Origin of the sequence: Providencia sp. PROV255 (genome assembly GCF_028478065.1) — a bacterium.
Classification (GTDB): Bacteria; Pseudomonadota; Gammaproteobacteria; order Enterobacterales; family Enterobacteriaceae; genus Providencia; species Providencia rettgeri.
In genome coordinates this window covers 111580-131995 of record NZ_JAMPMI010000009.1, presented here as the reverse complement: position 1 = coordinate 131995, position 20416 = coordinate 111580, and the positions used below count along the sequence as shown (strand labels likewise).

Annotated in this window: 19 protein-coding genes and 1 other RNA gene; 13 read left to right on the top strand and 7 right to left on the bottom strand. The window is 41.4% G+C overall.

All coding sequences use genetic code 11. The annotated features are described in order from the left end of the window. Positions 1-66: 66 nt before the first annotated feature. Positions 67-444, bottom strand: coding sequence for a VOC family protein (locus PR725_RS09910; protein ID WP_109912927.1), 378 nt, complete (start codon positions 442-444; stop codon positions 67-69). Between the two features lie 188 nt (positions 445-632). Here PR725_RS09910 and PR725_RS09905 point away from each other — a divergent pair, with 188 nt between their 5' ends. The 4 genes from PR725_RS09905 (at position 633) to PR725_RS09890 (ending at position 3729) form a co-directional block, all read left to right on the top strand. After that, positions 633-998 (top strand): YacL family protein, encoded by a 366-nt coding sequence (locus tag PR725_RS09905; RefSeq protein WP_004913091.1) that lies wholly within the window; start codon positions 633-635, stop codon positions 996-998. Positions 999-1138: 140 nt separating this feature from the next. Next, positions 1139-2011: a small-conductance mechanosensitive channel MscS gene (gene mscS / locus PR725_RS09900; protein WP_004913087.1), complete on the top strand. Its 873-nt coding sequence runs from the start codon at positions 1139-1141 to the stop codon at positions 2009-2011. Between the two features lie 195 nt (positions 2012-2206). After that, positions 2207-2842: an arginine exporter ArgO gene (argO, locus tag PR725_RS09895; RefSeq protein WP_109912925.1), complete on the top strand. Its 636-nt coding sequence runs from the start codon at positions 2207-2209 to the stop codon at positions 2840-2842. 152 nt (positions 2843-2994) lie between these two features. Further along, positions 2995-3729, top strand: coding sequence for an oxidative stress defense protein (locus PR725_RS09890; RefSeq protein ID WP_004913082.1), 735 nt, complete (start codon positions 2995-2997; stop codon positions 3727-3729). Here PR725_RS09890 and PR725_RS09885 read toward each other — a convergent pair. Further along, positions 3726-4640 carry a LysR family transcriptional regulator ArgP gene (locus PR725_RS09885; RefSeq protein ID WP_004913077.1) on the bottom strand — a complete coding sequence of 305 codons (915 nt, stop codon included), beginning with the start codon at positions 4638-4640 and terminating at the stop codon, positions 3726-3728. The genes PR725_RS09890 and PR725_RS09885 overlap by 4 nt on opposite strands. Before the next feature lie 203 nt (positions 4641-4843). Between PR725_RS09885 and rpiA the strand changes: the two genes are divergently transcribed. After that, on the top strand, positions 4844-5506 hold the full coding sequence (rpiA, locus tag PR725_RS09880) for a ribose-5-phosphate isomerase RpiA (protein ID WP_102137421.1): 663 nt from the start codon (positions 4844-4846) through the stop codon (positions 5504-5506). A gap of 444 nt (positions 5507-5950) precedes the next feature. Continuing rightward, the gene (serA, locus tag PR725_RS09875; protein WP_004913072.1) at positions 5951-7201 is read left to right on the top strand and encodes a phosphoglycerate dehydrogenase; all 1251 of its coding nucleotides are present in this window, start codon (positions 5951-5953) and stop codon (positions 7199-7201) included. Between the two features lie 38 nt (positions 7202-7239). Here serA and PR725_RS09870 read toward each other — a convergent pair whose 3' ends face one another. From PR725_RS09870 to zapA, 3 genes are all read right to left on the bottom strand, one after another. Then, positions 7240-7833, bottom strand: coding sequence for a 5-formyltetrahydrofolate cyclo-ligase (locus PR725_RS09870; protein WP_272568784.1), 594 nt, complete (start codon positions 7831-7833; stop codon positions 7240-7242). A 119-nt stretch (positions 7834-7952) separates the two neighbouring features. Beyond that, positions 7953-8134: non-coding RNA, 6S RNA (ssrS, locus tag PR725_RS09865), on the bottom strand. A 111-nt stretch (positions 8135-8245) separates the two neighbouring features. Then, positions 8246-8575, bottom strand: coding sequence for a cell division protein ZapA (zapA, locus tag PR725_RS09860; protein WP_004913067.1), 330 nt, complete (start codon positions 8573-8575; stop codon positions 8246-8248). A 139-nt stretch (positions 8576-8714) separates the two neighbouring features. On the opposite strand from zapA, the gene PR725_RS09855 reads away from it, so the two are divergent. The 4 genes from PR725_RS09855 (at position 8715) to ubiI (ending at position 13279) form a co-directional block, all read left to right on the top strand. Beyond that, positions 8715-9293 (top strand): YecA/YgfB family protein, encoded by a 579-nt coding sequence (locus tag PR725_RS09855; RefSeq protein WP_109912924.1) that lies wholly within the window; start codon positions 8715-8717, stop codon positions 9291-9293. A 191-nt stretch (positions 9294-9484) separates the two neighbouring features. Then, on the top strand, positions 9485-10807 hold the full coding sequence (pepP, locus tag PR725_RS09850; RefSeq protein WP_109912923.1) for a Xaa-Pro aminopeptidase: 1323 nt from the start codon (positions 9485-9487) through the stop codon (positions 10805-10807). Between the two features lie 34 nt (positions 10808-10841). Then, positions 10842-12020, top strand: coding sequence for a 2-octaprenyl-6-methoxyphenyl hydroxylase (ubiH, locus tag PR725_RS09845; RefSeq protein WP_211889130.1), 1179 nt, complete (start codon positions 10842-10844; stop codon positions 12018-12020). A 26-nt stretch (positions 12021-12046) separates the two neighbouring features. Further along, positions 12047-13279: an FAD-dependent 2-octaprenylphenol hydroxylase gene (gene ubiI / locus PR725_RS09840; protein ID WP_109912921.1), complete on the top strand. Its 1233-nt coding sequence runs from the start codon at positions 12047-12049 to the stop codon at positions 13277-13279. A gap of 98 nt (positions 13280-13377) precedes the next feature. Here the strand turns inward: ubiI and PR725_RS09835 are convergent, their stop codons facing one another. Then, entirely contained in the window at positions 13378-13893 is a 516-nt protein-coding gene (locus tag PR725_RS09835) for an NleF caspase inhibitor (protein ID WP_272568776.1), read from the bottom strand. Positions 13894-14494: 601 nt separating this feature from the next. Here PR725_RS09835 and gcvT point away from each other — a divergent pair. The 3 genes from gcvT (at position 14495) to gcvP (ending at position 19333) form a co-directional block, all read left to right on the top strand. Then, positions 14495-15589, top strand: a complete 1095-nt coding sequence (gene gcvT, locus PR725_RS09830; RefSeq protein ID WP_004913055.1) for a glycine cleavage system aminomethyltransferase GcvT — start codon at positions 14495-14497, stop codon at positions 15587-15589. A gap of 45 nt (positions 15590-15634) precedes the next feature. Further along, positions 15635-16027 carry a glycine cleavage system protein GcvH gene (gene gcvH, locus PR725_RS09825; RefSeq protein WP_123382449.1) on the top strand — a complete coding sequence of 131 codons (393 nt, stop codon included), beginning with the start codon at positions 15635-15637 and terminating at the stop codon, positions 16025-16027. 429 nt (positions 16028-16456) lie between these two features. Further along, positions 16457-19333 (top strand): aminomethyl-transferring glycine dehydrogenase, encoded by a 2877-nt coding sequence (gene gcvP / locus PR725_RS09820; protein WP_004913047.1) that lies wholly within the window; start codon positions 16457-16459, stop codon positions 19331-19333. A gap of 97 nt (positions 19334-19430) precedes the next feature. Here gcvP and PR725_RS09815 read toward each other — a convergent pair whose 3' ends face one another. Beyond that, positions 19431-20327, bottom strand: a complete 897-nt coding sequence (locus PR725_RS09815) for a YncE family protein (protein WP_164528562.1) — start codon at positions 20325-20327, stop codon at positions 19431-19433. Positions 20328-20416: the final 89 nt, after the last annotated feature.

Here is a 20416-nt window from a genome sequence, read left to right as displayed (position 1 = left end):
TCAGGTAATATTAGTCATGAAGGCTCCTGATTTAGGAGCCTTTTTTGCTTCAACTTAATAAGTTAGTTAAATATATTCAGAAATTTCGATTAAATTTAAATCGATATCACGTATGTAAATTGATCTGATCGCCCCAGTTGCCCCAGTACGATTTACTGGTCCTTCGATAATTTTTACACCTTGTTGTTCAATCTGTTTTTGTACGTCACACAGCGGTATATCACTAATAAAGCATAAATCGAGTGAGCCTGGCACAGGCAAGTGCGCTTTGGGTTCGAATTCTTTTCCATATTGGTGAATATTGATTTTTTGTTGCCCGAAACTTAGCGCGTGGCGCTGTTCACCAAAGGTAACAACTTCCATTTTTAATACGCGTTGGTAGAAGTCAATGCAGGCATCAAGGTTGGTTGTGGTTAGCACTATATGGTCTAAGCGATTGATCATTATGGCTCCTATGCTTGAACTATGACTATTTTAGTTATTTGCCTATTTAATAGTAAATGAATCATATGATTTATGTGCTGAAACCGATGCTTTACTCCGTTTTATTTTTTCTGGTGGTAATACCTCTCAACAAAGCGGTTTGACTCGCGTTATACTAGGTTCAATAACGCAAGAGTGAGGGACTGCATATGGACTACCAATTTTTCCAAGATATCACCGGAGCTATCTCCGCTAAATTCTCGATGGATCATGAGGCTATTGGATATTGGCTTAATGAAGAGGTTAAAAATAACCTTAGTCTGTTAGATGCTATTGAAGAAAATTATGAAAAAATTAAAGGTAGTGAAAAACAATGGGAGCTTATTGGTCACGAATATACATTATTGCTTGATGATGAAGAAGTGATGATCCGTGCCAACCAACTATCATTTGAAACAGAAGGGTTGGAAGAAGGAATGAGTTATTATGATAATGAAAGTGTTGCATTTTGCGGTATTGATGACTTCTTATTAATGTTAAAAGATTATCGTATTTTTGTTATAGAAAATAGATAAAATAATTTTATTTAGTGATTTGTTTTGTGTTTCAATAAATCACCGCTATTATTTGCAGTGTGCGGCCAGCCATTAAACGCTTTGTTAAAGATTAATTGGCTGGGATTAATATTGATAATTGGATCCTAAAGGGCATATATATGAATACTGATGATGTTACAGGCGCGTTGAATGATGCAACGAATTGGTTTGTGGCAAACCAAGATCTGTTAGTTCAGTATGTTGTGAATATCGTGTCTGCTATCGTTATCTTGATTGTCGGGATGATGATTGCAAAATGGGTCGGACGTGGTTTACATCGCGTGATGACCATGAAGGGCATTGATTCAACAGTCAGTGACTTTTTATCGGCGATTGCACGCTATACCATTGTTGCGTTCACCTTAATTGCTGTATTAGGGAAAATTGGCGTACAAACTGCCTCTGTGATTGCGGTAATGGGTGCGGCCGGTTTAGCGGTTGGCTTAGCGTTACAGAACTCACTGGGTAACTTTGCAGCAGGTGTTTTGCTGGTGGTATTTAGACCACTAAAAGCGGGAGAATATGTCTCGATTGGTGCAGTTGAAGGCACAGTGCAAAATGTACAAATATTTTCAACGACGCTAAGAACGGCAGATGACCGTATTATTGTTATTCCTAATGGAAAGATAATTGCCGATAACATTATTAATACCAGTCGTGAGCCTAATCGCCGCCAAGATATTATTGTTGGTGTTGCTTACGATTCTGATATTGATGTGGTGAAAAAAGTTTTAGGGGATATCGTCGCTGCGGATAGTCGTATTCAGCATGCTAAAGGCGTGACTATCCGTTTACATGATATGGCGCCATCCTCATTAAATTATTTAGTACGTTTTTGGACCACCAATGGTGATGCATGGCCGGTGTATTGGGATTTGCTTGAGGAGTTTAAGCGAGCATTGGATAAACATAATATTGGCATTCCATTCCCACAAATGGATGTTCATGTTCATAAACAAAATACGTCTATCAAACAAGATCCTGCAGAGTAATATTTAGCAGTATCATTAAAAATAAGAGCCTGTCTTTGATGGGCTCTTTTCATTTCTCACACCTCTATTCTTCTTACTGAATTGTTTTTAGTTATAAGTGATGCTTATGACCTATTAGACTTAATCATTTCCACTAATGATTTTTTCTCATTAATATTCATGCATATTAATTGAATAAAAAACCGGAATTAATGCATGTTTTCAATCTATTTACAGGGTGCACTGTTAGGTGCCGCAATGATATTACCTTTAGGTCCACAGAATGCTTTTGTCTTGCAGCAAGGCAGCCGAAAGCAGTTTCATTTAATGAGCGCATTATTATGTGCATTAAGTGATACCGCTTTAATTGTCGCGGGTGTTTTTGGTGGGAGTGCTTTATTAAGCCAGTCTGAAATATTAATGCAGTTGATTACATGGGCTGGTGTAGCATTTCTTATGTGGTATGGCTATGGTGCGTTTCGTACTGCCCTTAGCCCTGATGAGGTAATACTTCAAACGGAAAACCGAGCTATCACGAGATGGAAAGTGATTGTCACATTGTTTGCTGTCACTTGGTTGAACCCTCATGTTTATTTAGACACCTTCGTTGTCTTGGGCAGTGTGGGAGGCCAATTAGAAAGCCAGCTGAGACCTTGGTTTACGGCGGGTGCTTTAACAGCTTCCTTTGTGTGGTTTTTTGCGTTAGCAATACTTGCTGCTTGGTTTTCACCCGTGTTAAATAAACCGCGTTCACAGCGCATTATTAATGTTTTTGTCGGTAGCGTGATGTGGTTTATTGCATTTCAACTCGCTATACAGGGGCTTAAAGGGCTCGGTTTTCTTTCTCAATAACAATATATCTTCAACAGACAAGCAATAACGTTCAATTTCTCATTATTCTGACTGTACTTTTTGTTCCATGTGTTACTGTTAAATTGAGCTCAGGGATAGTTTATTACTAATTATCCCTTTTTTAGCGATAAATAATTGTCTTGGGAGGTTCTGTGAAATTAAAATCTTTAGTTTTAGCTGCGATGGTAGCAGGTGCTACGGTTCCGACCATATCATTGGCTGACCCGTTACCGAATGGTCCACACATTACTACTTCGGGTAACGCAATCGTGAAGGCGGCTCCAGACATGGCGACGCTGAATATTTTGGTGGAAGTTACTGCAAAAGATGCGGCAGCGGCAAAAGCTGGGGTCGATAAGCGAGTTGCGGAGTATTTTGAATTTCTTAAGAAAAATGGTATTGAAAAACAAGATATTAACGCAGCAAATGTCCGAACTCAGCCTAAATATGATTATAGCAGTGTGAAACAAAAATCAACTATCGAAGGCTACACGGCAACACGTTCTGTTGAAGTGAAAGTGAAGAAATTAGACCAACTTAATGTCTTGTTAGACGGCGCTTTAGCTGCGGGTCTCAATGAAATAAATTCAGTACAGTTTGGTGTGGCTAACCCGCAGCAGTATCGTGATGAAGCACGGTCTCAAGCGATTAAAAATGCGACGGAACAAGCCAATATCTTAGCGAAAGGCTTTAATGTTCAGTTAGGCCCAGTGTATAGCATTAACTATAATGCGCCAGCGGCGGTGCCATATCCAATCGCTGCAAGAAATTACGGCGGGGCAATGAAAGCCTCTGTTGCTCAAGACCTCAAGATTGATGAAACCTATGAACAACAGAGTATTGATTTTAATGACCAAGTCGATGTGGTATTTGAATTAAAACGCTAGCTTTTTGCTGCTGGTTCATCTTCTTGTTTTAACATCTGGCGCCCAGTTTTTAATAGGGCGTCAGTCACATTTTTCATTGTGCGGCTTTCAGGTGCGAAGCGGTGCCAGTAAAGCATGCGTCGTTGGCATAACCCTGGAGTTAAATCAACCAATTCACCATTCGCCAATTCACTGGCTATCTGCAAATGTGGGATCATACAGCAGGTCGAACCTTGTTTCGCTAACTGCACAAAGGCCTCCGAGGAGTTCACGATATGGCATGGGACACTACCCGGCGACAAGCCAAAGTTTTGTTGAACAAAGGCTTGGTGCATATCATCTAAATGGTCGAAAGCAACCGCAGGTGCTTTTAATAACGAAGAGCGAGTAACGCCATCGGGAAAATATTTTGCCGCAAAGCCGGGTGATGCGACAAAAATATAGTCCAGTGCGCCAAGTTTATCGACTAAGCAACCAGGTAAGGCTTGAGGTTGAATACTGATAGCGCCTACCACTTCACCGCGTCTTAAACGTTCTTGGGTTCGTGTTTCATCTTCAACCTGAATATTTAACCGAATAGGGCTATTGCCTAATACAGGGTTTAGGGCTGGAAGAAACCAAGTTGCCAAGCTGTCGGCGTTGACGGCAAGTGAAAGTAACAACGGGGTGGAGCCACTATTTTCATCACCTAACCATTGCTCTTCTAATAATTCGACTTGATGAAGCAGTGCTAGTAATTTTTGCCCTTGTTCAGTTGGGTGTGGCGGAACGGTACGCACAAGTAATGGCTGCCCAAACAGATTTTCTAACTGCTTTATGCGTTGTGAAACAGCAGATTGCGTGATGCAGAGCTTTTGAGCTGCGCGCTCAAAGCCGCGTTCACGGATAACGGCATCCAGTGCTTGTAATGCGCGATAGTCAGGGCGCTTCATCAAAAAGATCTCCTTGTTGTTATTCTACCAAGCACTATGCCATATTTTTACACGCAACACTTAAAAATATTATTGTTGTGGCGTAAATCCCAATAACCATGACACAAATACAACGAACAAGGCTGCAACTTATTGGGTGTCCGGTATATACTAGTTATTAATAACCTTAATCACGACTCAATTAAATCTTAAAAGGCATGAGCATGACTCAGGACGAATTAAAAAAAGCGGTAGGTTGGGCAGCACTTGATTACGTAAAACCGGGCACTATCGTTGGTGTTGGAACGGGTTCAACGGCTTCACACTTCATTGATGCATTAGCAACAATGAAAGGTCAAATAGAAGGCGCAGTATCAAGTTCAGAAGCATCAACTCAAAAATTAAAATCATTGGGTATTACGGTATTTGATTGTAATGAAGTAGATTCATTAGATGTTTATGTTGATGGTGCTGATGAGGTTGACCACCACATGAATATGATCAAAGGAGGTGGTGCCGCATTAACACGTGAAAAAATTGTTTCTGCAATTGCAAAAACCTTTGTCTGTATCGTTGACCAATCTAAGCTAGTTGATGTGTTGGGTAAATTCCCACTGCCTGTCGAAGTGATCCCAATGGCACGTAGCTATGTGGCACGTGAATTGGTTAAACTGGGTGGTACACCAGAGTACCGTCAAAATGTAATTACAGATAACGGCAATGTCATTTTAGATGTCCATAATTTAAATATTGTTGACCCTGTGGCACTCGAAAATACCATCAACGGAATTGCGGGTGTCGTGACTGTTGGGTTGTTCGCGAATCGTGGCGCAGACGTCGTTTTGATGGGAACTGCAAACGAAGGCGTTAAAACCATCAAGTTATAATCTATATCGTATTCAATTATTCTAATAAGCCAGTGACATTATACCCACTGGCTTTTTTGTTTTACTAATATTTTGCAATTAGTTTATGAGCTGATAAACGCTAAATTAATTAACCAGTTTTATAAATATCATCAATTTGAAATTTATTTTATTTTTTTTTATATCGAGCTATTTTGGTGATATATCTCACACAAATAGGCATTGTGCAGGAAAAATCCTTATTTTGTGTTACCGCCCCTGATTTTCTACCATTTAACTTCTTTTTCTTCGCGCTTTTTAGTACCCATTAAGCAAACGGTTGTATTGCTACTGCGCTATTTTTTGCTATGTTGGTATACGCTCATAGCTCAAGGTAGATAGATGTCATCTCTCTTGAGCTATGTTAGGCAAACACATATGTTCATCTGTTATAAATCTTAAGTACGTTCACGATAGGGTAGGGAAATGGTTAAGGTATCTTTGCAAAAAGACAAAATTAAATTTTTACTGCTAGAAGGTGTGCACCAAAGTGCGGTTGATAACTTAAAAGCCGCGGGCTACACCAATATTGAATATCACAAAAGTGCGTTATCCGACGAAGAATTAAAAGAAGCGATTAAAGATGCACGTTTTGTAGGTATCCGTTCCCGTACTCATCTTACTGAAGAAATTTTCGCTGCAGCAGAAAAACTCGTTGCAGTAGGTTGCTTTTGTATCGGCACCAATCAAGTTGATTTAGATGCCGCTGCAAAGCGCGGTATTCCTGTTTTTAACGCACCATTTTCGAATACACGTTCTGTTGCAGAAATGGTATTAGGCCAGTTATTACTTTTACTGCGTCGCATTCCTGAAGCCAATATGCAAGCACACCGCGGTATTTGGGAAAAACAAGCTAAAGGCTGTTTTGAAGCGCGTGGTAAGCGCCTTGGTATTGTTGGATATGGTCACATTGGTACTCAGTTAGGGATCTTAGCTGAAGGTATCGGTATGAATGTTTTCTTTTATGATATTGAAAACAAACTACCTTTAGGTAACGCAACACAAGTTCGTTCTTTAACTGAACTGCTGAATATGAGCGATGTTGTGAGCTTACATGTACCTGAAACACCAAGTACGAAAAATATGTTTGCTAAAGAACAATTTGATCGTATGAAACCTGGTTCTATTTTCATTAACGCATCACGCGGAACGGTGGTTGATATTCCTTCACTGGCTGAAGCGTTAGAAAGCAAGCATTTATCCGGTGCAGCGGTGGATGTCTTCCCAAGCGAGCCTGCTGCAAATAATGACCCTAATGACCCATTTATCTCTGAATTGATTAAGTTCGACAATGTGATTTTAACGCCGCACATTGGGGGGTCTACAGAAGAAGCTCAAGAAAATATTGGACTAGAAGTGGCAAGTAAGTTGGCGAAATACTCAGATAATGGTTCAACCTTATCTGCGGTTAATTTCCCTGAAGTTTCTCTGCCAGTGCATACTGAAGATACAAACCGTTTCTTGCATATTCATGAAAACCGTCCAGGTATTTTGAATAGCATTAACCAAGTATTCACGGAAAATAATATTAACGTTGTCGGCCAGTATTTACGTACATCAGGTAATGTAGGTTATGTGGTTATTGACGTATTAATGCAAACGCCAAACCAAACAGATGAAGCGCTTCAGAAATTAAAAGACTTGCCAGGCACCATTCGTGCGCGTTTATTATTCTAAACTACGCTAAAAATTGAGTGAAATAATGGCGCGGGTATTTATGACCAGCGCCATATTTTTTGCGGCGTAATAATTTCGGGTAAGGGAATATCCCAGTGTGCGATAGGGAGCTTTTCGACTTGCTGGCAATTATGGGCAAGGCCAATTGGATAAAAACCGGTTTGTTGCCAATTTGCTAGAGTTCTATCATAGAACCCACCTCCCATACCTAACCGTTGCCCTTGAGTATCAAATGCCACTAATGGGATAAGCATGATATCCAGTTTTTCGAGTGGTAGCGCATCTCTGACATCAAGTGGTGGCTCATCAATATGAAATCGGTTTTTAACAAGTTGGCTATCTGGACGATAGTGAAGAAACAGCAAATGGTGACGACTAAAAGGATGTAAAACAGGAAGGTACACTTGCTTACCTTGAGCCCAAAGTGCATGAATAAGCGGCTTTGTGTTAATTTCCCCATCAAAAGAAAGAAACAGAGCAATATTATTGGCTTGTACAATTTTCGGGTGGTGTAATGCGTTATGCATGACTTGCTCAGCGGCACTTTGTTGTTGTTCAAGGCTTAGTTGGCGGCGTGCCTGACGGATAGTTTGACGTACCAGCTGGCGTTGTGTCGAGAGAGAATCTTGCATGTGATAACCTGTTATAAATACGATAAAAACAGTTAATCCAGTAATTATATTACTTAGAGTATATCGTAAGATGAACGGTTATGTAGAAAACAAATGAAAAATAAGCAGAAACTTAATTGAGGGTCTCCAAGATGCCGTTGTAGGCTGTAACCCTTGAACCCTTGGTTCAAGGTGAACGCAGTTTAGCAACCTTTAGGCTTCCTGAGCGAATCAGGCATGCTCACCAGCGCCATAACCACATTCTATTTAGTTGAAATATCGGCTCAGGGGACTCGCCCACTCACGCGCATCTCAGAGAAATTTGGTTTGAGAACTTATCGTTACTCAGTGATTTCATTGTACGAAACTAGATTTAAAATGCAACCTTAATTTTGTATATTTTTTTCTACTAGTGTCTGATTAATAAGCAGATTTACTCTAGGGGCAATACCTGCCTCTCAGTAATTTTCACCTGATCGTGCAACGCTTGTTCGATTGTGTGCTGCAACATTTTTATTTTCTCTTCCATATTATAAGCATAATCACGCGTTTTTGTCTTTTCTTGTGCTAATTCGTGACAGACGTTCAATGCTACGATAAAAATAAGCTGTTCCATATTGGTGACACCGCTTCTATCTTTCAGATTTTGCAAGCGCTGTTCTAATTCTTTAGCCGACTCAAGAAGGGCTTCTTTTTGTTCTGATGGGCAGTTGACTCGCATTGAGCGCCCGAAAATCTGGATGTCGACAGGTTGTGCGGACATGATACCTCCATACTGAATAATACTCGCCGTAAATACATCATATTTGGCGCAATTAATAGATAAGACAAAAGCATACTGGTCTAGCGGCTATCCTTGATGGTAGCATATCACGAATCATAAGCTAACATGACGAATTCAGATGTCTATACAAAAATCTTTACCAAACTATGAATCACTGGACAAACTCCTGCAACAGCACTCAATCGCACTTACTGCTGCGGAAATCCATGGTCTAATAACCGGGTTGATCTGTGGTGGGGGCCGTGACCATAGCTGGCAAACGTTAGTCCATGACCTTGCTAACGATGGTTTAGCTTTCCCTCAAACTGTTGCACAGCCACTGCGAGAACTTTTTGATACCACATTTGAAGCACTTGATGACAGCGAGTTTGCATTTGCCATGCTATTCCCTGACGAAGACGCTTCTGTTTTTGACCATGCTGATGCACTGGCTGGTTGGGTTAATCACTTTTTATTAGGGCTTGGAGTTACACAACCGAAATTGGCTGATAAAAAAGAGATAAGCGAAGTTATCACCGATTTACGCAATATTGGTATGCTTGGTTATGATGAAGACGAAGACCAAGAAGAACTTGAGCAAGCGCTAGAAGAAGTGATTGAGTATGTCAGGGTGGCGGTACAATTATGTTACATTGCATTGATTGAGCCAACTAAAGGCCCAACGACAGTGGAAAATGATAAGCCCGTTCTTCATTAATTTCTATTAATGTGCGTTTTCAAAGCCACTTAACTTTGTCGATGAATAATTTATTACTGATAAAATTAAGTGCTTGAAAACGGGATGTATCCAGTTTTAAGTCATTTCGCCAGTGTATGTTGTATGTGATTGGTTAAACACAAGCAATATATTCAGCAATCTAATTATTCTGATAATAAGGCAAAAACGGTATGAATAAACAGGAATTTATTTCTCGTCGCAATGCATTATTGGCTCAAATGCAATCAGGCAGTGCAGCAATTATTTTTTCAGCGCCTCCTGCGCAGCGTAATGCGGATTGCGAATACCCGTACCGTCAACACAGTGATTTCCTTTATTTGACGGGGTTTAGTGAGCCTGAAGCTGTATTAGTCCTGATTAAGAGCGATGAAAAACATAGCCATACTGTTCTTTTTAACCGTGTTCGTGATTTAACTGCTGAGATTTGGTTTGGTCGCCGCCTTGGGCAAGATGCTGCTCCTGAGAAGTTAGGTATTGATAAAGCGTTACCTTTCAATGAAATAGAAGAGCAGCTTTATCAATTATTAAATGGCCTCGACGTGGTTTATCATGCTCAGGGTGAGTTTGCCTATGCCGATAAATTGCTATTTGATGCCTTAGATATTTTACGTAAAGGCAGCCGTCGTAACTTACGAGCACCACAAACATTGGTAGATTGGCGGCCGATTGTCCATGAAATGCGCTTATTTAAGTCGGAAGAAGAAATTAACACCCTGCGTATGGCTGGGCGAATTTCTGCTCTAGCACACGTCAGAGCCATGGAAACTTGCCGACCTAATATGTATGAATATCAACTTTGTGGTGAGTTAGAGCACGAATTTACTCGCCATGGTGCACGTTTTCCTTCGTACAACTCTATTGTGGGCAGTGGTGAAAATGCCTGTATTTTGCATTACACTGAAAATGAGAGCCTAATGAAGGATGGCGAATTAGTCTTAATTGATGCGGGTGCAGAGTTTGAAGGTTATGCAGGGGATATCACACGTACTTTCCCAGTTAATGGTAAATTTAGCCAAGCACAACGTGAAATTTACGATATCGTCCTCAAAGCATTAAATACCGCGTTAGAGCTATATCGTCCGGGAACCAGCATCCATGAGGTGACTCGTGAAATTGTTCGTATCAAAACTGAAGGCCTCGTTGCACTTGGAATTTTACAAGGCGATGTGGATCAATTGATCGAAAACAAAGCATATCAGCCATTCTTTATGCATGGTTTAAGTCATTGGTTAGGGTTAGATGTACATGACGTAGGTTTTTACGGTACAGACCGGGATCGTGTGCTTGAAGTTGGAATGGTATTAACTGTCGAGCCTGGTTTGTATATTGCTCCAGATGCCGATGTGCCACCGCAATATCGCGGAATTGGTGTACGTATCGAAGATGATATTGTGATCACCGAAAACGGAAATGAAAACTTAACAGACTTAGTCGTGAAAGACCCTGATGAAATTGAAGCCCTAATGGCAGCAGCAACGCACAATTTAGGGTAGATGTCAGTCATCATAGAAAGGTAATAAACAACGCATGAATGTGATCATCGTGGGGGGCGGTATGGCGGGTGCAACATTAGCACTGGCGATATCATCCCTTAGCCAAGGAAAATTATCGGTTTCATTAATCGAGGCAGCTTTGCCAGATGGTAAACATCCCGGGTTCGACGCACGTGCGATTGCGTTAGCCCACGGTACTTGCCAATCGTTAGCAAAAATAGGTGTCTGGCCTGCTTTAGCAGATTGTGTGACTCCCATTAATCACGTTCATGTGTCTGATAGAGGCCATGCTGGTTTTGTAAACATTGCTGCCGATGATTATCATATCGACGCTCTAGGCAATGTCATTGAATTGCACGAAGCTGGCGCCCGCCTGTTTTCGTTGTTACGTAAAGCCCCTGGAGTTACCCTTTATTGCCCTGCAAAAGTAGAAAATGTTCATCGTGAACAAGATATCGTTACGGTCACCTTGGATAATGGCGATAAGGTAACCGGGGAATTACTGATTGCTGCTGATGGTAGCCATTCCGCGATAGGTAAAGCCTGCCATATGCAATGGCAACAGGATGACTATGGGCAAGTGGCTATTATCGCGAATGTGAAAACCGCCATTGACCCGCAGGGCCAAGCTTTTGAACGTTTTACTGAATTTGGCCCATTAGCACTATTGCCGATGTCACAAGGCCGTAGTTCATTGGTTTGGTGTCATCAACAAGAGCAAGCAGACACCATCAGGGCTTGGGATGATGCGACATTTATGGATAAATTACAGCAAGCGTTTGGCTGGCGGTTAGGTGAAATCGTCATGGCAGGTAAGCGCCATTGCTATCCACTGGTATTGCGTAAAGCACTTAACCCAGTCAGTCATCGAGTTGTGTTAGTTGGAAATGCCGCTCAGACTTTGCATCCTATTGCGGGGCAAGGTTTTAATTTAGGTATCCGTGATGTGATGCAATTGGCTCACATGGTGGTAAATGCAGACGCGAAGAGGCAAGATATTGGACGTTATTCACTCCTAAGCCAATACCAGCAAGCTCGGGCGTTAGATAGAGACAAAACGGTTACGATAACCGACGGTTTGGTTCGTTTATTTGCGAATCGCTGTTTACCGCTTATTGTCGGGCGTAACTTAGGTTTAATGGCAATGGAAATGTTACCGCCAGCTCGTGATGTTTTGGCTCGCCAAACATTGGGTTGGGTTGCACACCAATAACCACGAAATAAAGAGGAATAAAGAATATGCAATCATTTGATGTGGTTATCGCCGGTGGTGGTATGGTTGGGTTAGCACTCGCTTGTGGGCTTGAGGGGAGTGGGCTACGTGTTGCAGTAATTGAGAATCATCCACCTAAGGTACCATTTAGTGCAGCAGAACCGCACGCATTAAGGGTATCAGCTATTAATGCGGCAAGTGAAAAGTTACTGTCCTATTTAGGTGTTTGGTCAACGATTAAAGGAATGCGAGCTTCTGCATATAATGGCATGGAAGTTTGGGATAACGATAGTTTTGGGCGTATTACTTTTACCGCTCAAGAGCGCAACTTAACGCATTTAGGGCATATTGTTGAAAATAATGTCGTACGTGATGCACTATGGCAAAAGGCGTCGCAGCTTCGCGATGTGACATTATTAGCACCCGCAACGATTAAAAAAGTAGTGTGGGGAGAAAATGATGTTTTTATTACGTTAGATGATGAAAACATGTTAACAGCACGGTTAATTGTGGGGGCTGACGGGGCAAACTCGTGGTTGCGTAGTCATGCGGATATCCCATTAACCTTTTGGGATTATGAACATACCGCGTTAGTTGCTACGGTCCGAACTGAAAAACCTCACGAAGGTGTTGCTCGCCAAGCTTTTGATGGTAAAGGTATTTTGGCGTTTTTACCATTAAGTGACCCGCATCTTTGCTCGATTGTCTGGTCTCAGCCAGCCACCGAAGCAGCAAGGCGCCAGTCTTTAGAACCTACTGATTTTAATAAAGAATTGGCAGTTGCATTTGATATTCGTCTTGGTCTTTGCCAAGTGGAAAGTGATCGATTAACTATTCCATTAACTGGACGCTATGCAAGGCAATTTGCGGCGCAACGTTTAGCGTTGTTAGGGGATGCGGCTCATACCATCCATCCATTAGCGGGCCAAGGGGTTAACCTTGGTTTTATGGATGTCGCTATGCTGATTGGTGAAATTAAACGTTTGCACCGTGAAGGCAAAGACTTTGGTCAATATTTATACTTGCGTGACTATGAGCGTAGCCGTAAGCACAGTGCAGCGTTGATGTTAGCTGGTATGCAAGGCTTCCGTGAATTATTCGATGGTAATAACCCTGCGAAGAAGTTGCTGCGTGATATTGGGTTAGTATTAGCGGATAGCTTACCGGGGGTTAAACCTCAATTATTGAACCATGCGATGGGGCTGTTTGATATGCCTAAGTGGCTGGAACAGCTCCAACAAGTAGAATCAAACGATTGAGCCATGTATGTTTAATTATCTAAGGGCTATAATGAGCCCTTAGCTTAGTGATGAACAAGGATATTGCTTGCCCTTTCAGTACATTTGCCCTAACTAAGTTAACCGAACTGGGTGTCACCGCGATTATAGGTTAAGTTAGGTAAGCTTACTGAGCCTTTATTTTGCAGTTTATTAAGCGCTTCCCAATCACCGTATACTTGCACACTATGATGAGGCGCTAGTATTTCCTTAATTGATAATTTATGTGGGAGATCTAGCAAGTTCAATTGATTATCTGCATTTTTGTAGTGAACCAGTGCCCGGATGTATTTATCACGGTCCACATCGGTGTACCCATCTACCAGTCGGCCATAAACCTCATCGGTACCCTCATTCTCTACAGTAAAGTAAGTGTCCCGCATGTCTTGAATATCGTCAGCTAATTCCTTTGCTTTTGATTTAATTTGTTGAATTAACTCTTTTGATCCTTTAATGGAATCTGAGTTTTTTAATTTATTAATTAATAAAAATAAAGGCTTTTCTTGTATTTCTGTTGGTAAGTGATTTGCGTTAAGCGCTGTCACAAATGAGTCTTGATGAGATTGCAGATGTTCTTTCGGGATCTCAGATTCCATATATCGGATGTTCTTGAAATTTATTGTATTAAAATTTGAGTATTCATTGGTAATTGGCATATTAATCCTTTTGATATTCACACTATTTTCGTTATTTCATGAGTAATTATGCTGATTTTTTTATTATCAAATATCATTTTTCGATAAAACAAACCATATTTTTTATTTCTTCTTAGTGACTCAATTTAGTGAGTATGAATACCTAAAAACACGCAGCTATTTTTAACTATGACTGAAAAAAACTAATTACATTCATTTTTCGCATTAGTTTTATTTATATTGCTATGGTGGGTTTTATTTATCAAGGTATCATTCAAATTCTAGTTTTGGTGATATTTTGCACCATTAGACTCTAAATGTAAGGGTTTTGAGTGATCATTCTCAATTATTTAACAAAAATCGCTGGCAAAATCAGAGCGCAATCAGTAATACAGAGGAATGGTAGCCCTATTTTTTTTTATAGAATAGAACCGCAAACAGTGGTAGGTTTTTAAAAAGTTATCGTTTGCGTCGGGTTAAAATTATCACGTGATTTTGTTGCAGATGGGTAATTTTCACCACGCAATCACCCTGTCATATTAATAATGTAAAGAGGGTATTCATGGTAAAGCAAACAACACTATATGATGAACATATAGCCTGCGGTGCAAAAATGGTCGATTTTCATGGTTGGATGATGCCGTTGCATTATGGTTCACAGATCAATGAACATAATTTTGTCAGAACCGAAGCAGGGATGTTTGATGTTTCCCATATGACTATTGTTGATTTACACGGCGAAGGCTGTCGTGATTTTCTGCGTTATCTTCTCGCCAACGATATCAATAAACTTACAGAGCAAGGTAAAGCCTTATATACAGGCATGCTGAATGCTTCTGGTGGTGTTATTGATGACCTGATTGTGTATTACCTCGCTGATGACTTTTATCGTCTCGTCGTCAACTCAGCAACACGTGATAAAGACCTCGCTTGGATTGAGCAGCATGCTAAAGGCTATGCTGTTGAAATTCGTGTTCGCGATGATTTAGCACTATTGGCTGTTCAAGGGCCACAAGCGCCAGAAAAAGTTCATTCATTACTCAGTGCGGAACAAAACAGTGCTATTGAAGGAATGAAACCATTTTATGGTGTTCAAGCAGGGGATTTGTTCATCGCAACCACTGGGTATACTGGTGAAAAAGGTTATGAAATTGCCCTGCCTAAAGAGCAGGTCGTTGAATTTTGGCATAAACTGCTTAAGTCTGGAGTTCACCCTGCGGGCTTAGGGGCACGTGATACCTTACGCCTTGAAGCCGGTATGAACCTATATGGGCAAGATATGGATGAAAGCATTTCTCCCCTTGCCGCGAATATGGGCTGGACGATCGCTTGGAAACCTGAAGATCGTCAATTTATTGGCCGTGAAGCATTGGAAAAATTACGCGAACAAGGTACTGAAAAACTTGTCGGTATTGTGATGCGTGAAAAAGGTATACTGCGTGCGGGGCAAGTTGTCCGCTTTACTGATGAACTTGGGAAACTACAAGAAGGGGTGATAACCAGTGGCTCTTTTTCGCCAACCCTTGGCTTTAGTATTGCGTTAGCGCGTGTCCCGAACGGAATTCAAGGCAAAGCAATTGTTGAAATCAGACAAAGAGAGATGCCAGTTGAAGTCGTTAAACCGGGCTTTGTCCGTGAAGGAAAATGCTTAGTGTAATTTGGGCGAATCTAATTAATAAATTTAAAAATTGAGAGGCTAATGATGAGCAATACACCTAAAGAATTAATGTACACCCGTGAACATGAGTGGCTGCGCGATGAAGGTAATGGTGAGTTTACGGTTGGTATCACCGAACATGCGCAAGAAACGTTAGGTGACATGGTGTTTGTTGATTTACCCGAAGTAGGTACTGCAGTAAGTGCAGGTGATGACGTTGCAGTCGTCGAGTCAGTTAAAGCGGCATCCGATATTTACGCTCCTCTGAGTGGCGAAATTGTGGCGGTTAATGGCGAACTGAATGATGCGCCAGAACTTGTGAACGAACAGCCATACCAAGAAGGCTGGATTTTCCGTATTAAAGCATCCGATACCGCAGAGCTGGCGGATTTAATTGATGCGGCGGGTTATACCTCTATGATCGAAGCCGAAGAATAAAATCCTAGTCATATTTCTTCTTGTGGCGGCGTTGGCTTCGCTCATTCGCCCTAGTCACATACTGATGTATGCTCCTAGGGTCTTATTCGTTTGCCGCCTAGCCACAAGATGAACTATTTATAGGATTTATTAATACGCTTGTTTTATGGGTGGATGCACTCAACAACTCGGGTCACATACTTGTGTATGTCCCCCAAGATTGTCTACGTTTGCCGCCTAGCCACAACGCAACCTATTTAGAATAAACACTTTTTAGTGATAGCCATAAGATGAGCTATTTAGAGGATTGATAAAATATAATTAGTAAGAAACAAGAAACAAGAAACAAGAAACAAGCAGCAATATCATTGATTTTAAGCGTTATCTCGCAAGTTCCGTAATAACCGCCCTACAACTTATGCATAGCAGACAAAGGATGGGAACACAGATATGTCGATGTCACTGAGTCAATTAGAAAACCGTTCAGAATTCATTTCGCGCCACATTGGTTCATCAGAACAACAATTAAAAACCATGTTAGACACCGTGGGTGCAACGTCATTAGATACTTTGATGGACAAAATTGTCCCTAAAGCCATTTTGCTTGCAGAGCCACCAAGAGTGGGTGGGGGAGCAACTGAGCAAGAAGCCTTAGCTGAATTAAAAGCGATAGCGTCACTCAATAAGCGCTACAAAAGCTACATTGGTATGGGGTATGCGCCTGCAGTGCTTCCGCCGGTTATTTTGCGTAATTTATTAGAAAACCCGGGTTGGTATACCGCTTATACGCCATACCAACCGGAGGTGTCACAAGGTCGTTTAGAATCATTATTGAATTTTCAACAGGTAACTATCGACCTTACTGGTTTAGACCTTGCCTCTGCGTCGTTATTAGATGAAGCCACTGCTGCGGCTGAAGCTATGGCAATGGCAAAACGGATCAGCAAACTGAAAGATGCAGAACGCTTTTTTGTAGCAGATGATGTTCATCCGCAAACGCTAGATGTCGTTCGCACGCGTGCGGGTACTTTTGGTTTTGAAGTGATTGTGGATAGCGCAGAGAAAGCATTGGAACACGAAGGTGTTTTTGGTGTGTTACTTCAGCAGGTTGGCTCGACAGGTAATGTCCATGACTACAGCGCGCTCTTTGCTCAGCTAAAAGAGCGTAAAATTGTCAGCTGTGTTGCTGCAGATATGATGGCACTAGTATTACTGACCGCACCGGGTAAGCAAGGGGCGGATATTGTCTTCGGTTCAGCGCAACGTTTTGGTGTTCCCATGGGTTATGGTGGACCTCATGCGGCATTTTTTGCGTGTCGTGACGAATTTAAACGGGCAATGCCGGGACGTATTATCGGTGTGTCTCGTGATGCGGCAGGTAATACTGCACTACGTATGGCGATGCAAACCCGTGAGCAGCATATTCGCCGTGAAAAAGCGAACTCGAATATTTGTACATCCCAAGTGCTGTTAGCCAATATTGCAGCCATGTATGCGGTTTATCATGGACCAAAAGGGCTGAAAATAATTGCAGAGCGCATTCATCGCTTTAGCTCTATTTTTGTCAAGGCATTAGCAGATGCAGGTTTCGTATCACGCCATAAAACTTGGTTTGATACACTTTGCATTGAAGTCGCAGACAAAACAGCAGTGCTAGCGCGTGCTGAAAAAGCCAAAGTGAATTTACGCACTGACATTCGTGGTGCAGTCGGTGTGACTTTTAGTGAAATCACGACCCGCCAAGATTTAAATGAATTGTTTGCAGTGATCACCGGTGTCGAAACTAAGCTGGATTTTGAAAAACTAGATCAGTCAGTTTCCGCGACAGAACAAGCAATTCCAAACACGATGAGACGTGATGATGAAATTTTAGTACATCCCAACTTTCATCGTTACCACAGTGAAACCGAAATGATGCGCTACATGCATAGCTTAGAGCGCAAAGATTTAGCATTAAACCAAGCTATGATCCCACTCGGTTCTTGTACCATGAAGCTTAATGCGGCTGCGGAAATGATCCCAATTACCTGGCCTGAATTTGGCGAGCTACATCCGTTTTGTCCACCTGAGCAGGCGCAAGGTTATCATCAAATGATAGAACAGCTTTCTCATTGGTTAGTACAATTGACCGGTTATGATGCGGTTTGTATGCAACCTAACTCAGGGGCTCAAGGTGAATATGCAGGTTTATTAGCTATTCGTCGTTACCATGAAAGTCGCAATGAAGGGGAGAGAAATATTTGTTTGATCCCAGCTTCTGCTCACGGTACTAATCCAGCTTCTGCGCATATGGCAGGTATGGAAGTGGTGGTAGTGCGTTGTGATGATGAAGGTAATATCGACTTAACTGATTTACGTGAAAAAGCCCAGCAACATAGCGAAGCTCTTTCTTGTGTGATGGTAACTTACCCATCAACCCACGGGGTATATGAAGAAAGTATTCGTGAAGTGTGTGAAATTATTCACCAATATGGCGGCCAAGTATACCTTGATGGCGCAAATATGAATGCTCAGGTTGGGTTAACAACTCCAGGCTTTATTGGTGCGGATGTTTCTCACCTAAATTTACATAAAACATTCTGTATTCCTCATGGCGGTGGTGGCCCAGGTATGGGGCCTATTGGTGTGAAAAAGCACTTAGCACCGTTCGTACCGGGGCACTCTGTGGTTGAGCAAGAAATGTTAACTGACCAAGGTGCGGTATCAGCCGCCCCATTTGGTAGTGCATCAATTTTGCCAATTAGCTGGATGTATATTCGTATGATGGGCTCTTATGGCTTACGCAAAGCCAGCCAAGTTGCCATTTTAAATGCTAACTATATTGCTAAGCGTCTTTCTGGTCGTTATGACATTTTATATACAGGGCAAGAAGGCTATGTGGCTCATGAGTGTATTGTCGATTTACGTCCGATTAAAAAAGACACGGGTATCAGTGAACTGGATATTGCTAAGCGTTTGATTGATTATGGTTTCCATGCACCAACCATGTCTTTCCCTGTGGCGGGAACATTAATGATTGAGCCGACAGAGTCTGAAAGTATTACGGAAATTGATCGGTTCATTGATGCTATGTTAGCTATCCGTGATGAAATTGACCAAGTAGTGAAAGGCCAATGGACGTTAGAAGATAACCCATTAGTGAATTCGCCTCATGTGCAAACAGAGTTAGCAGGGGAGTGGCCTCATAGTTATAGCCGTGAGCTTGCCGTATTCCCTACTGAACAAACGAAAGCGAATAAATATTGGCCTGCGGTAAAACGCCTTGATGATGTGTATGGGGATCGTCACCTACACTGTTCGTGCGTACCGATTGAAGATTATATGTAGGAATAAATCACACCTTTCATTAAATAGTGTGAATTAAATATGTTTTAGGCTTGATTTCGATAGTTTACTGAAATCAAGCCTTTATTTATGGATATTTCTAACCTAAATATTGTGAAATCCCCGTATAATTTTTACCTTGGTATAGCTTTTCCACTTCACCTGTTTCCATAACGACTTGGTAAACCCCTCCATTAAGGTCGGCGACATACATCAGTTTTGCTGGTTTATCATATGTCAGCCCAATTGCTTCTTTAAAACCACGGCTTATTACCTTGTAATGGCTTAATCCATCAGCAGTAATATTGGCACAATTTAAGCTATTACCATCGGGCTCAGCGCCTCTATCTGTCCAATATAAAATATGGGTCTCTTCATCAAGCAATAAATCAATAGGTTCGGGTAGGTCTTGAAGGAGCAATTGAATATCGTTTCGTTGATTGGCTGATTGTTGGGTTTTAGGCGTTAATGGCACCCTAAAGATACGACCTAAATTACCTTTAGGGGTTCCTTTTTGAGTCCAGTAGAGCCAATTATTTGCGACATCAACAGTAATGCCAACACATTGGTCTAAGATATCTACTTTATTGTGTTTATCTCGGGGTCTTGCTACATGGACGAATAAATTAGAACCATCGATATTACACGATGAAACCATACCTCCTTCACGGTCACACCAATATAATCGTTGATTCACTAAATCAAGATGTAATTGTTTTGGCGTTCTTATTTTTCCATTGCCTAATAGCATTTTTCTGCCAGTGCCATCAAAATTCATCACATTGATGGAGCCATCGTCAGCTTCATAATCATCCCCCATATTGCTCCAATAAATTAATCGATTAGCAGGGTCAATAGCAATGCCGTCAGGGGTTCCACCGAGTTCTTCGATAATTGGGATTGTTTGACGAGTTGATTTATTGAATTGAACTATAGCGGGTGAATGGACATCTAGTAGTAAAAGGTAAGGATTTGAATATTCATTGAATTTTTGCATTTTAAACCTCACAGGCAAATGTTCAATGATAAAGATAGGAGTGATATTAATAATTAGCAAGTTATTAATATTGGTATTTCTATATAAGT